Origin of the sequence: Paenibacillus tianjinensis (assembly GCF_017086365.1) — a bacterium.
Lineage (GTDB): Bacteria > Bacillota > Bacilli > Paenibacillales > Paenibacillaceae > Paenibacillus_AQ > Paenibacillus_AQ tianjinensis.
This window is the reverse complement of record NZ_CP070969.1, coordinates 4774949-4788200: the sequence shown is the minus strand read 5'-3', so window position 1 is coordinate 4788200 and position 13252 is coordinate 4774949. Positions and strand designations below refer to the sequence as shown.

The following is a 13252-nucleotide window of genomic DNA, read 5'->3' as shown; positions in this document are numbered from 1 at the left end:
CCGATTTACAGATTGGCCAGAAGAAGGGCGATAATAGCCAGAAAAGCAGGGAGGCCCTGGACGAACAGAATGGATTTCTTAGCCGTCATGCCGCCATAGACCGCTGCAACCAAGACACAGATCAAGAAAAACAGCTGAAGCTGAAATCCGAACGTGTCGTTCGGATGGAGCAAGCCCCACACCAGACCGGCAGCCAGAAAACCATTGTACAGACCTTGGTTGGCTGCGAGTGATTTCGTGTCCTGCGCGAACTCCCTGGTGGTCCCGAACGCCTTCTGCGCTCTGGGGGTAGTCCACATAAACATCTCCAAGGCTAAAATATACACATGCTCCAGCGCTACGAGCGCCACAAGTATAGTACTCAAAATCATCATTTTAATTCCCTCTTTTGTATTGGATTAGGCGGGATAGCCTCCGCCAGGTGGCGGCCAGGCCCCGTGGAGACGGCGAAGTATAACTATTTCTCCTAAATGGTAGGAATTATGAGAGGCGATGTTACGTAATATCCCGCCCTTAGTTTCCCCCGGAAAACCTAGGAGCGGTTCGTCCAGCTGTACGGTCCGGGCAAAAGCAACAGCCTTTTCCACGCCTTGCAGCAGATGCCTCACGGTGTCCTGCCATTCTGCCTCGTCTACAGGGGCTTCCTCTACCGGCCAGCTCTCCCTTACATTTCCTGGCGCTTGCGGTTTTCCCCCCTCCAAAAAGGTCAGCATGAAATCCTGCCAATAGCTCATATGCTTCAATAATTGATAAATGCTGTACGGGATCCCTTCCGTGCGTTGTCCGGCGAGCTCGGATGTAATATCCGGCAATGCTCTGGCAATCGGAATATGCCCGCGTTCTCCAATCAGTGATTTCACAAGAGCCTCACCAAAAGCAGAATTGGATTCGGACATCATGAAGCTCCTTTCTTTAGTTTACTAATAGCATCTAAATTATATTTTGCAAAATCTAATTTCATAAAAGTAAATATACCTAAATTCAGTAATTTTGTCAATTGCCCGGGTCTTGGGCGAGGGGATAAAAAAAGAGCCTGCCCTAGACGCTTATTCAGCGCAGGACAGGCTCTTCTTATTCTAATGGGAACAAAAAAACCTAACCGTATGCAGCATAGCGGTCAGGTTCTTATAGTGCTCATTATGAATGTCGCCCTTGGCTTAGGCTTGAGCCTTAAGAGCGTTCAATTTCTTCGCCAAGCGGGATTTTTTGCGGGCAGCCGCATTTTTATGAACCAGACCTTTAGTTACGGCCTTGTCCAGCTTTTTGGAAGCAGCTTGGAAAGCAGCATGAGCAGTTTCAACTTCCGTTCCTGTCAGTGCTACATCAGCAGTTTTCACAGCTGTACGAAGCGCAGATTTCTGGGAAGCGTTCAGTGCACGGCGTTTTTCGGTCGTCTTGACGCGTTTAACCGCGGATTTGATATTTGGCATTGCATTCACCTCCTGAAAGACATTCGAAATCATTAATCAAATGATTCACAACTTAAAATAGTTTAGCATGACCAGTAGTAAAATGCAACACTAAATACTATTGAATAAGCCTCCGCTTCCTCAGGTGAACTCCCGGAGATAAGGTCCGGCGCTCTATCTTTTCGCATGTTCATGGGTGAAATTTTTTTGATCCGCAATTATATATCCGTCCCGTTTGTATAAACAATGCTCTTCTCTCGCACACTACTGGACAAAAAGAAGTTCAATCAGGATGCATATGCTCACAAAACTTTTAGGAGGCTGAACTAGCGATGGAACTGGATCTTCAGCTGTATTCGGTACGCACGGACCTGGCGGTAGAGGCGAAAGAAATGGCCCAAGGACCGCTCGAAACGCCGATTCCCGGTGTGAACGAAGAAGTGGAAGAAGCGGATGGGATCAAGGTTACGCGGCTTGGCGTGGCGAATAACGCCGGCTCTCAGGCCATTGGACGCGCGATCGGAAACTATGTAACCCTGGAGGTTCCGGCGCTGCGCGGCGGAGATACCGGCCTCCAGCAGAAGGTGTCCGTTGTGTTTGCCCGTGAATTCGAGCAGTTTATGAATAGAATCGGCATCAATAAAAATTCCTCAGTGCTGATCGTCGGCCTCGGGAACTGGAATGTGACTCCCGATTCGCTGGGTCCGCTGGTTGTGGAGAATGCACTGATTACGCGGCAATTTTATGAGCTGGTTCCTGACCAGGTGTCTCCAGGGTACCGCAATGTCAGCGCAATCGCTCCGGGTGTACTTGGTCTTACCGGGATTGAATCCAGTGAAGTCGTTCAAGGCATTGTGGACCGGACCAAGCCGGATGTGATCATCGCGATTGATGCACTGGCCTCCCGTTCGCTGGAGCGGATCAATACAACGATTCAAATCGCTGACATCGGAATTCATCCCGGATCAGGCATCGGCAACAAACGCCGTGGACTGACAAAGGAGATTCTTGGAGTCCCGTGTATAGCCATCGGGGTTCCTACTGTTTGTTATGCTTCTACGATCGTCAACAATGTGCTGGAAATGATGAAGAATCATTTTGGTCAAATGGGGGACGGCGGGGCGCATACCAAAGAGATCATGGGCATGCTGGATGATATCTCCGAGCAGGAACGTCTGCAGCTGGTGAAGGAAGTGCTTGAGCCGCTGGGCCATGATCTGATCGTTACACCCAAGGAGATCGATGAATTTATTGAGGAAATCGCCAACATTGTGGCTAGCGGACTGAATGCCGCATTGCATGACGCGGTTGATCCGGGGAATGTCGGCGCATATACCCACTAATCCGTATATAAGTAAAATGGCCCGTACAAGCTGCCTTAGTGGCACTGCTTATACGGGCTTTTTCATAGCTGCGGGTTTCTCTACTCCGGTAAGGCCTGCTGGCGGCTGTGTTCATCCCGTGACTCTCTCTTTGTCTCTTTTTTTGGTTCTAGTATTCCTTCCCTGCTCATAGATTTGAAGTATAAGAGATTACAGAGGGCTGGAGGAGGACATAACAATAATGAACAGAAAATGGTTTCAGCTATGGAATATCGGCAGACTGCGGGGAAAAGTGCTGGACGTTCTGTCGCTGGGAAAAACGATGCTGCTGCTGGCCGGAGGCTCACTTGTCTTTTTCATGCTGCTTGGAGCCGGCGGTTTGGCCGGACAAAAGCTGAATTCTTCCCCTGTTCCTTCTATGAAAGGACTGGCCGCCTCGCTATCAAGCGGATTTTTCATGGAGCTGCTGGGGATGGAGGTTCCGCATTTGCCAAAGGGCGAAGAGCCCTCTGCCTTCTCTGCCCCCAAGGTAACTTCGTTTGTGTTCCGGATGCTGACCAGCGTCGATCCCGGCAATCCCAAGAGCCTGCTCTCGCGTGAGGTGCCGGGGCTTGCGGCAGATGATCCTTTTTTGCTGCGGGAAGGCTCGGGAGGGACCGCCGGCGCACCCGCCGATTATCATCCGGGCACGGATGAGCTGGCAGCAGGCGAAGATCCGCAGCCGGGTACTGGAACGGATCCGGGATCATCCGGAAATGATCCTATAGCGGGTGAAGATACGGACAAGCCTGCGGATGATCCTGCTGCACAGCCGCAGCCGACAACTGCACCGGATGCCGGTACTGCCGGAGAACAAGGCAGCAACGGCAGCGCTGGTGAGGACAGCGGCACTGAGCAGGATACTTCGGTCAAACGCATCCTAATCTACCATTCGCATCCCCGTGAAGCCTATAATCCGCTGCTGGGAGCGGAGAGTGATAATCCCAGCTCCAGCGTTCCTTCCAAAAATGTAATGCTGGTAGGCTCCTATATCGCCGACAGACTGGAACAACGCGGGATTGGCACGGTGCATGCGCAGGAGGATTATGCGACAGAAGTACCGGATTACAATTGGAACTTTTCCTATAAATATTCCCGGATCACCATTAAAGCGGCAATGGCTGCCAATCAGGAAATGACTGAACTGATCGATATTCACCGCGATTCGCAGCGGCATGGCAAAACAACCGCAGTCATCAATGGCGAAAGCTACGCACAGGTCTATTTTATCCTGGGGCATGCCAACAAAGACTGGAAGAAGAATGAAGCCTTCGCCAATTCGATTCATCAAGTGCTGGAGAAGAGCTATCCGGGACTGTCACGCGGCATCTGGGGCAAATCTTCCGGTAATGGCAATAACGGGGAGTACAATCAGACCCTTTCTCCTAATAGCGTCTTAATCGAAGTGGGGGGAATCGACAATTCTGCTGAAGAGCTGAAACGGACGGCGGATGTGCTGGCCGATGCGATTGCGGATGTGTACTGGAACAGTCATGATGCTGAAAAAGCGGCTGCCCCTGAAAAAGGCACTGCCGGTACACAGGAGAGCAGCGGTCAGGCGGACTAGAAGCAGAAAGCGATGCCCGAAATTTATTGGGGGAAAAAGGCAGGCTGGCTGTCACCCTGGAAGCAAACAGGGTGACAGCCGGTAGCTTGCTTCTTATAAATAAACAGAACTGGTAATAAGCAGATAAAGGAGGAGTCAACATGTCGCGTTTCGGCAAGAAGCTGGTCATGGTCGGCATTTGGGCGGGCATCGGCATATTGGTTGGCATGCAGTTCGGCAGCAGCGGTGGAACCAGAACCAGTGCGGTGCTGCCGGGCTGGAACGGGGCAACCGGGGTGGCACAGACAGGCCAAGCTGCGGCAACGCCGGTGACGGGAACGGGGATAGCCCAGAACGGTCAAACTTATGTTTACGTGCCGGTTGCCATAGATCCGGCTACAGGTGCTTACACAGCTCTTCCGGTGGCTCAGACGCAGACTGCAGTCCAGACACCTGCCACAGGACTTCCGCAGCAGGAGGTACCGGATTACAGTACGCTGACTCCGGAGCAGATTCTGATTCCCGGGGAACAGAAGCCGACAATTGATGTGCTTGCGGATAAAACGGCGGGTCTGCTGCAGCAGGCTTCGCAAAAAAGTATCCGCTGGGTCGTCTCCCTGTTTGATTCAGCCGAGTAGCGGACTTAATTACAGGATGGTGCTCCTGTTTCTTTACTTTCCCTGCTGCACGGGATTGATGGGGGAAGCCCGTACTGTTATAATAAGTGGATTAACATTAGGCTGTCTGTGGGGGTAAGGAATGACTGACGTTCAGAAAAGACAACAACAAATCCGCAATTTCTCGATTATTGCACATATAGACCATGGTAAATCGACATTGGCCGACCGTATTCTTGAGTATACAGGCGCACTAAGCTCGCGCGAAATGCAGGAGCAGGTCCTTGACCAGATGGATCTGGAGCGTGAACGCGGGATCACCATTAAGCTGCAGGCCGTCCGCCTCACTTACCGTGCTGACGACGGTCAGGATTATTTGCTGAACCTGATTGACACACCGGGACATGTCGATTTCACTTATGAGGTATCCCGTAGCCTTGCGGCCTGTGAAGGCGCATTGCTTGTAGTAGATGCTGCACAGGGGATCGAAGCGCAAACGCTGGCTAACGTATACCTGGCGCTGGACAACAACCTGGAAATTCTGCCGGTCATCAACAAAATCGATCTGCCAAGCGCTGATCCGGAACGGGTGAAGCAGGAGATTGAGGATGTGATCGGACTTGATGCCAGCGAAGCAGTGCTTGCTTCTGCCAAAGCGGGCATCGGTATTAAGGAAATTTTGGAGCAGGTGGTTAAGCAGGTCCCTGCACCAACCGGCAATTCCGAAGAGCCGCTGAAAGCGCTGATTTTTGACTCCCACTATGATCCTTACAAAGGCGTTATCGTCTATGTCCGGGTAATTGACGGAAGCATCCGCGCAGGTTCGAAGATTAAGATGATGGCAACCGAGAAAGTATTCGATGTCATTGAAGTCGGTGCCTTTATGCCGCGTATGACCATTGTCGACGAACTGAATATCGGTGATGTCGGCTTTATCGTCGCCGGAATCAAGCATGTCGGCGATACCCGTGTCGGGGATACCGTGACGGATGCGAAGAATCCGACGCCGGAGCCGCTGCCGGGTTACCGCAAGATCAACCCGATGGTTTATTGCGGACTGTATCCAATCGAAACCTCTGATTATAATGACCTTCGTGAAGCGCTGGAGAAGCTGCAGCTGAATGATGCTTCGCTCAGCTTCGAGCCGGAGAGCTCCAGTGCGCTCGGCTTCGGCTTCCGCTGCGGATTCCTTGGCCTGCTGCACATGGAAATTATCCAGGAGCGGATTGAGCGCGAGTTCAACCTGCCGCTGATTACGACTGCACCAAGCGTTATCTACCGGATTATGCTGACTAACGGCGAGACGCTCACCATTGACAACCCGTCGCATTATCCGGAGATCGGAACGATTGATTATGTGGAAGAGCCTTACGTCAAAGCTGCGGTCATCGTCCCGAACGATTACGTAGGAACCGTAATGGAGCTGTGCCAGAATAAACGCGGCGAATTCGTCAACATGGAGTATCTCGATTCCAACCGGGTAACGATCACTTATCAGATTCCGCTCTCGGAAATTGTATATGATTTCTTCGACCAGCTGAAATCTGGTACGAAGGGCTACGCTTCCTTCGACTATGAAATTTCCGGTTACCGCCAGTCCAATCTGGTGAAGATGGATATTCTCCTGAATGGCGAGCAGGTCGATGCTCTCTCGTTCATCGTTCACCGCGACCGTGCCTATAACCGCGGACGTATTATCTGCGAGAAGCTGCGCGGCATTATTCCGCGGCAAATGTTCGAGGTGCCGATTCAGGCTTCTGTCGGAACCAAGGTTGTTGCGCGTGAGACCGTCAAGGCGATGCGCAAGAACGTACTCGCCAAATGCTACGGCGGTGACATTTCGCGTAAGCGGAAGCTGCTGGAGAAGCAAAAGGAAGGTAAGAAACGCATGAAGCAGGTCGGCAGTGTTGAGGTGCCGCAGGAAGCGTTTATGGCAGTTCTGAAGATCGACGAGTAAATTTGTCCCTGGTAACAGTGCGCAGCACTGTTCCTGATGTGTGTAAACTGATCTGCAAGGGAAGCCTTAAGGCTTCCCTTTTCTGACTTTTTGGATCAATGACTGCGCCGCTGCTCCGGCGCTAATATAAGATGAAGGAGACTGCTATGACAACTCAATTAAGTGGCCGTCCCCCTGAGGCCGTATATATTCATATCCCGTTTTGTACGAATAAGTGCTTTTATTGTGACTTTAATTCCTATGTACTGAAAGACCAGCCGGTCATGGATTATCTGCACGCGCTTGACCGGGAAATGGAACTGACCGTGAAAGAGACACCTCCGGGTGTAATTAAGACAATCTTTGTCGGCGGCGGAACACCAACCGTACTGAAGCCGGATGAAATGGCTTATTTCCTGGAATCGGTACGCAAGCATTTCCCGCAGTGGGATGAGAATATCGAGTTCTCCATGGAGGCCAATCCCGGCACGACAGATATGGATAAGCTGACTGTAATGAAGGAAGGCGGCGTCAACCGGGTAAGCTTTGGCGTGCAGGCTTTCCAGAATGAGCTGCTAAGCGGAATCGGTCGGATTCACAATGTGGACGACGTTTACCGCAGTCTGGAGAATGCCCGCAGTGTAGGGCTGAATAACCTGTCGGTCGATCTCATGTTCGGGCTGCCCAACCAGACGGTAGATATGCTGAGAGAGAGCATCCGCAAAGCGCTGGAGCTGGACCTGCCGCATTATTCGATCTACAGCCTGAAGGTGGAGGAGAATACGCTTTTCCACACGCTATTTAACAAGAATAAACTTCCGCTGCCAAGTGAAGAGGATGAGCTGGAGATGTACCTGCTGCTCATGTCAACGATGGAGGCGGCCGGCTACACCCAATACGAAATCAGTAACTTTGCCAAACCGGGCATGGAGAGCCGCCATAATATAACGTACTGGCGCAATGAAGATTATTACGGCCTTGGTGCTGGTGCACACGGATACGTCAAACGCCAGCGGCATATGAATATCAAAGGCGTCAACCCTTATGTCGAAGCTTCACGCAGCGGCCTGCCGCGCCTGGACTCTTTCGAGATCTCCGAACAGGAGGCTATGGAGGATTTCATGATGGTTGGTCTGCGGATGCGCGAAGGAGTATCGGGCAGCGCATTCCAGGCGCAGTTCGGTACAACGCTGGAGGACATCTTCGGGGCTTCGCTGCATAAGATGCTGCATGCCGGGCTGCTGGAGCATGAGGGTGACACCTACCGGCTGAGCAAGCAGGGAATCCTTTTCGGGAATGATGTTTTCGGTGAATTTGTCGGTGCTTTGACAGAAGTTTAATTTTAAAATACCCCTTGAATTGTAATTCACTGTGTTGTATATTTATTCATATTAACAACGAGGGGTGAGTCAAAGTGCTTGTCAAGACGGAAATGATCCGCCAGTCGGCGGCTCCTGCGGGAGATCACAAGGTAATATGCAGAAATGCTACAGTGGAGGATGTTGAGCCGCTGTACTTAATGATAGAGGAATACGCCCAGCGCGGTATCATGTTACCCCGTTCCAGGCAAGCACTGACCCGCCAGATTGATCAGTTTGTGATAGCCGAAATCGGCGGCAGGTTTGTGGGCTGCGGATCGCTGTTCAGACTGGGCAATGATCTCGTTGAAGTCCGTTCCATCGGTCTACGTGATGAAGGCAAGGGCAAAGGTGTAGGCTCCATGATTCTGGAGAAGCTCACGGAAGAAGCGAAACGCCAGGGCATTCCGAAGATTATGGCTCTGACCTATGCGGTAGATTTTTTCCTCAGAAACGGATTCACCGTGGTCGAGAAGGAAATCTTCCCGGAGAAGGTCTGGACTGATTGCGTGAACTGCAAGAAGCAGCATGCCTGCGATGAAATCGCGGTGCTGAAGAGACTGGATTAACCGGAGCGGATTGGCTTCGTTATTTATAAATAAAAGAAACCACTATTCGTCCGAGGCGCGGTTCCGGGTGAATAGTGGTTTTTTTAATCCGTCACTTACTTGGTATAGATCAGCTTGCGCTGCTGCTCTACAAGTGCTGCAAGTTCCGGCGTAGCGTACGCAGGAGGGTTGAAGGAGGGGGACAGCGTATTATACAGAATGTTCATTGTAGACCCGTCCTTCATTTCGATTTCGAGCCAGTAGTTATCTCCGACCCAGCCTTTGGTCTGTTTGTATAGTTCCTGGAACGGAAGGTACTTCAGCTTGGGAAACTCCCTAATAAATATCCCGGCAGCCTCCGGGGTGAAATCCATCAGGTGAGTAGTACCGTCCATGCCGCTGATGAAGCGGACGTTCTCAATTTTGCCTGCGATATCCAGGAGGTCATTCAGTGTCTTAGCGGCAGGATTGCTATGGGCGTCATACAGTCTGTCCCCCGCCCATAGCCTGGCGGATGCCTTATACCCGGTCACTTCATACAGCTGCGTGCCGACATCAAGGAGAGTGGCGTCTCCATCCTGCATAACCGTACGAGGGCATTTATGGTCTGCTGTAGTGTAGGTGATCTCACCAACCAACTTCCCTTTATGAAGACCGGTGAGCGGGCTGTCCCAATTTTGTTCATAGACAATACCGTCCCACTGCAGCACTGAAGCATATTCAGATTCACCGAAGGAACATTCATAATGACCGGCCCTGTCCTTCAGATAAACCCAAGCACCGCCGGCCAAGAGCAGCACAGCTGCAAAAATCATGAATATGGAAGAACGTTTTAGTTTCATGCCGTTTATCCGCCCCCCTTTTTATATTCAGACGAAGGTTATAGGCAGAGGTTGCGATGCTTATGCCGTAATAATGACTTTATCTTGAAAAATCTGTAATTATACTATATCTTAAAAATAGGACGTTCGTTCAATTTTGATCGGGGATGGCTGTACAATGAACAAAAGGCATTATGACAGTGAAGAGACAAGGTCGGTCATCGCAGAGAAGGCGGCAAGGCTTTTTTCGCAGAAGGGATTTGCCGGTACTTCTATCGCCGATATTTCCAGGGAATCGGGGTTCAGCAAAGGGCATATTTATTATCATTTTGAGAATAAAGAGAAGCTCTTCGTATACCTGGCACTGGAAACGATGGCCTCCTGGAAAGAGCGGTGGGAGAGAATCTCGGCAGATTACGGGACGGCTACTCAGAAGCTTTATGCGATTGCGCATTTTGTGCAGAACAACTATAAAACACCATTGCTGCAGGCAGGACAGGAAGTGAGCAGCAATCACGCAACCTCACCGGAGACGGTAGCTCAGCTGATGGGACTGGCGGCAACACCTATGCAGGCCTATTATGAGATTTTTAAGCTGGGTGCGGAGACCGGGGAGTTCAGGCTCGAGGAAGCAGAGCTGCAGACTACGGGCTTCTTGTTCGGCACTCTGATGGGGGGACTATGTCAGCATCTATTTACGATGGAACCAGAGCCCCTGGAGGCACTGTTTCGGCAGAGTGTAAAGATTTTTGTGGATGGAATCCGCGGCAAGGGATGAGTCAAGTGCTAATCTTTTGCTTAGTCGAATTAGAACGATCGTCCTATTTTGTTCCAATGTGTTCTTCAGGATGGACTACATACAATTCATAGGGAGAGATGAAAATGCAGGAGATCGGACGGGTAGGCATCGTAACAGGCGGAGCTTCCGGTATAGGCAAGGCAATTGGCAAAGAATTGGTCAAACGGGGAGTGCATGTGGTTATTGCAGACTTAAATACGGAGCAAGGGCAAATTACAGCGGCCGAACTCACCCAGCTTGGCGGTGAAAGCACCTTTGCAGAGATAGATGTAACAGATGCTCGGCAGGTGAAGGAACTGGTATGCGGTGTGCACCGGGAATTCGGGCGTTTGGATTATATGTTCAACAATGCGGGAATAGCGATGTACGGGGAACTCTGCGACATGACAGAGCAAAACTGGAAGCAGATCATAGATGTGAATATATGGGGAGTGATTCATGGTGTACAGGCGGCGTATCCGCTGATGAAGGAGCAAGGCTTCGGGAGCATAGCTAATACTGCCTCTGCGGCAGGCCTGGGGCCTGCCCCTACGACAGGAGCCTACTCAGCGACCAAGCATGCCGTGGTAGGGCTGACGACTTCTCTCCATTATGAGGCTGAAGCCTACGGGGTTAACGTTAGCTGCCTGTGCCCCGCTTTTGTGGATACTCCGATATTTGATTCCGGAGAGGCGATTAAGATGGATAAGAGCAGGTGATCGCCCAGGTGAGAAAGCAAAAGCTGATGACGCCCGAGCATTTTGCGGCACTTGCCATCAGGGGGCTGGATAAAAATGAGGTGCTGGTTCATCCGATGCCGCTGCGCAGGACGATGGATATAACGTTTACGCTGTTTCCTGTTTTGCACCGCAAAGTCATGCAGTTTGTCTGCAAGAAAGCAAGGGAGGCCAGCTTAAGGTCGGAATAGTTGAGAAAAGTCACCATGATAACGCACTCAAGATGCCGAACTGACTTGACAATGCCAAGGTCAGTTTGGTATTTTTGTATTAGTGGTTAGCACTCATCTCGACAGAGTGCTAACGAATCGGAGCCACAGCCGATAGGAGGGAATTACATGTTAACTGAACGCCAGAGAATGATACTTAACGCTATCGTGGATGATTATATTTCTTCCGCTGAGCCGGTAGGCTCGCGCAGCATCTCCAAACGGGGCGATGTGGGCTACAGTCCGGCAACGATCCGCAATGAAATGGCCGATCTGGAGGAGTTAGGGTATCTGGAGCAGCCTCATACTTCGGCGGGAAGAATTCCGTCCCATAAAGGCTACCGCTATTATGTGGATCATCTGGTACCGTGGAATTCCGCTGAGTCGGCAGAGATGGGCACGATCCGCGCTTTTTTCGCCGAGAAGCTGAACGCTACAGAGCAGGTTATCCAGCATGCGGCAATGATACTTTCCAATATGACGAATTACACTTCCATCCTACTCGGACCGGAGGTTTTTCATACTTCATTGCGCCATTTTCAGCTGCTTCCGCTCGACGGCAACAATGCCGTAGCGATTATTGTAACCAGCACCGGACAGGTAGAGAACCGTACGGTTCAGATTCCGCCGGAGATTTCCCTTTCCGAAATGGAAAAGGTGGTTAATCTGCTCAACAGCAAGCTGGTGAATGTTCCGCTCTACAAGCTGAAGAGCCAGCTCTATTCCGAGCTGGGCGAGGAAATGCAGCGTCACATTTCCCACTATGAAGAATTAATGCAGGTGCTGGACAAGGCGCTGGAAAGCGATCATGAACAGCGCATTTATCTCAGCGGAGCGACCAATATGCTGACCCAGCCGGAGTTCAAGGACGTCGACAAGGTCAAAACTATTCTTGATCTGCTGGAAGAAACGCCGACCCTGCTTAAAATGCTGGCCCCCGCATCCGGCGGAACCGGTATACAGGTGCGCATCGGAACGGAGAATAAGCATGAGGCCTTTGCCAACTGCAGCCTGATTACAGCCACATATTCACTGGACGGCAAGGCGCTGGGCAGTATTGGCATCCTGGGACCGACCCGAATGGAATATGCGCGCGTGATGGGCATACTGGGGATTATCTCCCGGGATTTGACAGCGATGCTGGCACACTGGTATAAGTGAACAGAGTGTAAATGATTTTCGTGAATGATTTGAAGGAGGTGAAGACAACTTGAAAGAGGAACAGGTTCAAGATTCGAATGAGATGAATGATGAGGCTATAAACGAAACTCAGGCGGCAGATGAGGCAGAAGCCGTGCAGGAGAACGATGCAGCCTTCGAGGAGGCTTCATGCGGTGAAGCCGCTAAGCGCCTCCAGGAGCTGGCTGAGGAGGCTCAGGCCCGCGCGCTGCGCGTGCAGGCTGATTTCGACAACTTCCGCCGCCGTACCCAGAAGGAGAAGGAAGAGCTGGCCCAGTACGCCACTTCCAAGCTCGTAGGTGAGCTGCTGTCCGTACTTGATAATTTTGAGCGTGCACTGGTAACTGCTCCGGGGAATGCAGAATCCGAAGCCTTCACCAAAGGCATCAATATGATTTTCCGCCAGCTTGAAGGGGTACTGAAGTCTGAAGGACTTACAGCAATGGAAACGGTAGGACAGCCCTTTAACCCTGAATATCATCAGGCGATTATGCAGGTGGAGAGCGAGGAGTACGAAGAAGGTATCGTGACGGAAGAGGTCCAGAAGGGCTATCTTCTGAAAGATAAGGTTCTTCGTCCGGCCATGGTCAAAGTCAGCATGTAGTCTGTCTATATACCTAAGGCATCACCTGCCTGCTATGATACGGTGCTGCCGGATGTTCCGGCCATACGGTCATGTGCGGGTGTCTTTTAAGCATTTGTGTTCATTATGCAACTATTGATCATTCCATAGGAGCCTAAGCTCCATAATAT

13 protein-coding genes and 1 pseudogene are annotated in these 13252 nt (G+C 51.1%); 10 read left to right on the top strand and 4 right to left on the bottom strand.

Features of this window, described 5'->3' with window-relative positions; all coding sequences use genetic code 11:
* Positions 1-5: 5 nt before the first annotated feature.
* The 3 genes from JRJ22_RS22355 to rpsT all read right to left on the bottom strand — a co-directional run bounded on the left by JRJ22_RS22355 (position 6) and on the right by rpsT (position 1430).
* A complete protein-coding gene (locus JRJ22_RS22355) occupies positions 6-374 on the bottom strand; it encodes a DUF1304 domain-containing protein (RefSeq protein ID WP_206101564.1) in 369 nt (122 codons plus the stop codon).
* 24 nt (positions 375-398) lie between these two features.
* Positions 399-896, bottom strand: coding sequence for a DinB family protein (locus JRJ22_RS22350; protein ID WP_206105260.1), 498 nt, complete (start codon positions 894-896; stop codon positions 399-401).
* Positions 897-1157: 261 nt separating this feature from the next.
* The gene (gene rpsT / locus JRJ22_RS22345) at positions 1158-1430 is read right to left on the bottom strand and encodes a 30S ribosomal protein S20 (RefSeq protein ID WP_054941831.1); all 273 of its coding nucleotides are present in this window, start codon (positions 1428-1430) and stop codon (positions 1158-1160) included.
* Positions 1431-1741: 311 nt separating this feature from the next.
* Between rpsT and gpr the strand changes: the two genes are divergently transcribed.
* From gpr to JRJ22_RS22315, 6 genes are all read left to right on the top strand, one after another.
* On the top strand, positions 1742-2752 hold the full coding sequence (gene gpr, locus JRJ22_RS22340) for a GPR endopeptidase (protein ID WP_206101563.1): 1011 nt from the start codon (positions 1742-1744) through the stop codon (positions 2750-2752).
* 220 nt (positions 2753-2972) lie between these two features.
* A complete protein-coding gene (locus JRJ22_RS22335; protein WP_206101562.1) occupies positions 2973-4337 on the top strand; it encodes a stage II sporulation protein P in 1365 nt (454 codons plus the stop codon).
* A 140-nt stretch (positions 4338-4477) separates the two neighbouring features.
* Entirely contained in the window at positions 4478-4954 is a 477-nt protein-coding gene (locus tag JRJ22_RS22330) for a hypothetical protein (RefSeq protein WP_206101561.1), read from the top strand.
* A 121-nt stretch (positions 4955-5075) separates the two neighbouring features.
* Positions 5076-6890 carry a translation elongation factor 4 gene (gene lepA, locus JRJ22_RS22325; protein WP_206101560.1) on the top strand — a complete coding sequence of 605 codons (1815 nt, stop codon included), beginning with the start codon at positions 5076-5078 and terminating at the stop codon, positions 6888-6890.
* 146 nt (positions 6891-7036) lie between these two features.
* The gene (gene hemW, locus JRJ22_RS22320) at positions 7037-8209 is read left to right on the top strand and encodes a radical SAM family heme chaperone HemW (RefSeq protein ID WP_206101559.1); all 1173 of its coding nucleotides are present in this window, start codon (positions 7037-7039) and stop codon (positions 8207-8209) included.
* 92 nt (positions 8210-8301) lie between these two features.
* On the top strand, positions 8302-8796 hold the full coding sequence (locus JRJ22_RS22315) for an N-acetyltransferase (protein WP_206105259.1): 495 nt from the start codon (positions 8302-8304) through the stop codon (positions 8794-8796).
* Positions 8797-8891: 95 nt separating this feature from the next.
* Here JRJ22_RS22315 and JRJ22_RS22310 read toward each other — a convergent pair whose 3' ends face one another.
* A complete protein-coding gene (locus tag JRJ22_RS22310; RefSeq protein WP_206101558.1) occupies positions 8892-9617 on the bottom strand; it encodes a hypothetical protein in 726 nt (241 codons plus the stop codon).
* A 157-nt stretch (positions 9618-9774) separates the two neighbouring features.
* On the opposite strand from JRJ22_RS22310, the gene JRJ22_RS22305 reads away from it, so the two are divergent.
* From JRJ22_RS22305 to grpE, 4 genes and pseudogenes are all read left to right on the top strand, one after another.
* Complete coding sequence (locus tag JRJ22_RS22305) at positions 9775-10374, top strand: TetR/AcrR family transcriptional regulator (protein WP_206101557.1); 600 nt, start codon at positions 9775-9777, stop codon at positions 10372-10374.
* A gap of 104 nt (positions 10375-10478) precedes the next feature.
* Positions 10479-11302: pseudogene (locus JRJ22_RS22300) on the top strand (SDR family NAD(P)-dependent oxidoreductase).
* A 147-nt stretch (positions 11303-11449) separates the two neighbouring features.
* Positions 11450-12481 carry a heat-inducible transcriptional repressor HrcA gene (hrcA, locus tag JRJ22_RS22295; RefSeq protein WP_206101556.1) on the top strand — a complete coding sequence of 344 codons (1032 nt, stop codon included), beginning with the start codon at positions 11450-11452 and terminating at the stop codon, positions 12479-12481.
* A gap of 49 nt (positions 12482-12530) precedes the next feature.
* Positions 12531-13103: a nucleotide exchange factor GrpE gene (gene grpE / locus JRJ22_RS22290; protein ID WP_206101555.1), complete on the top strand. Its 573-nt coding sequence runs from the start codon at positions 12531-12533 to the stop codon at positions 13101-13103.
* Positions 13104-13252: the final 149 nt, after the last annotated feature.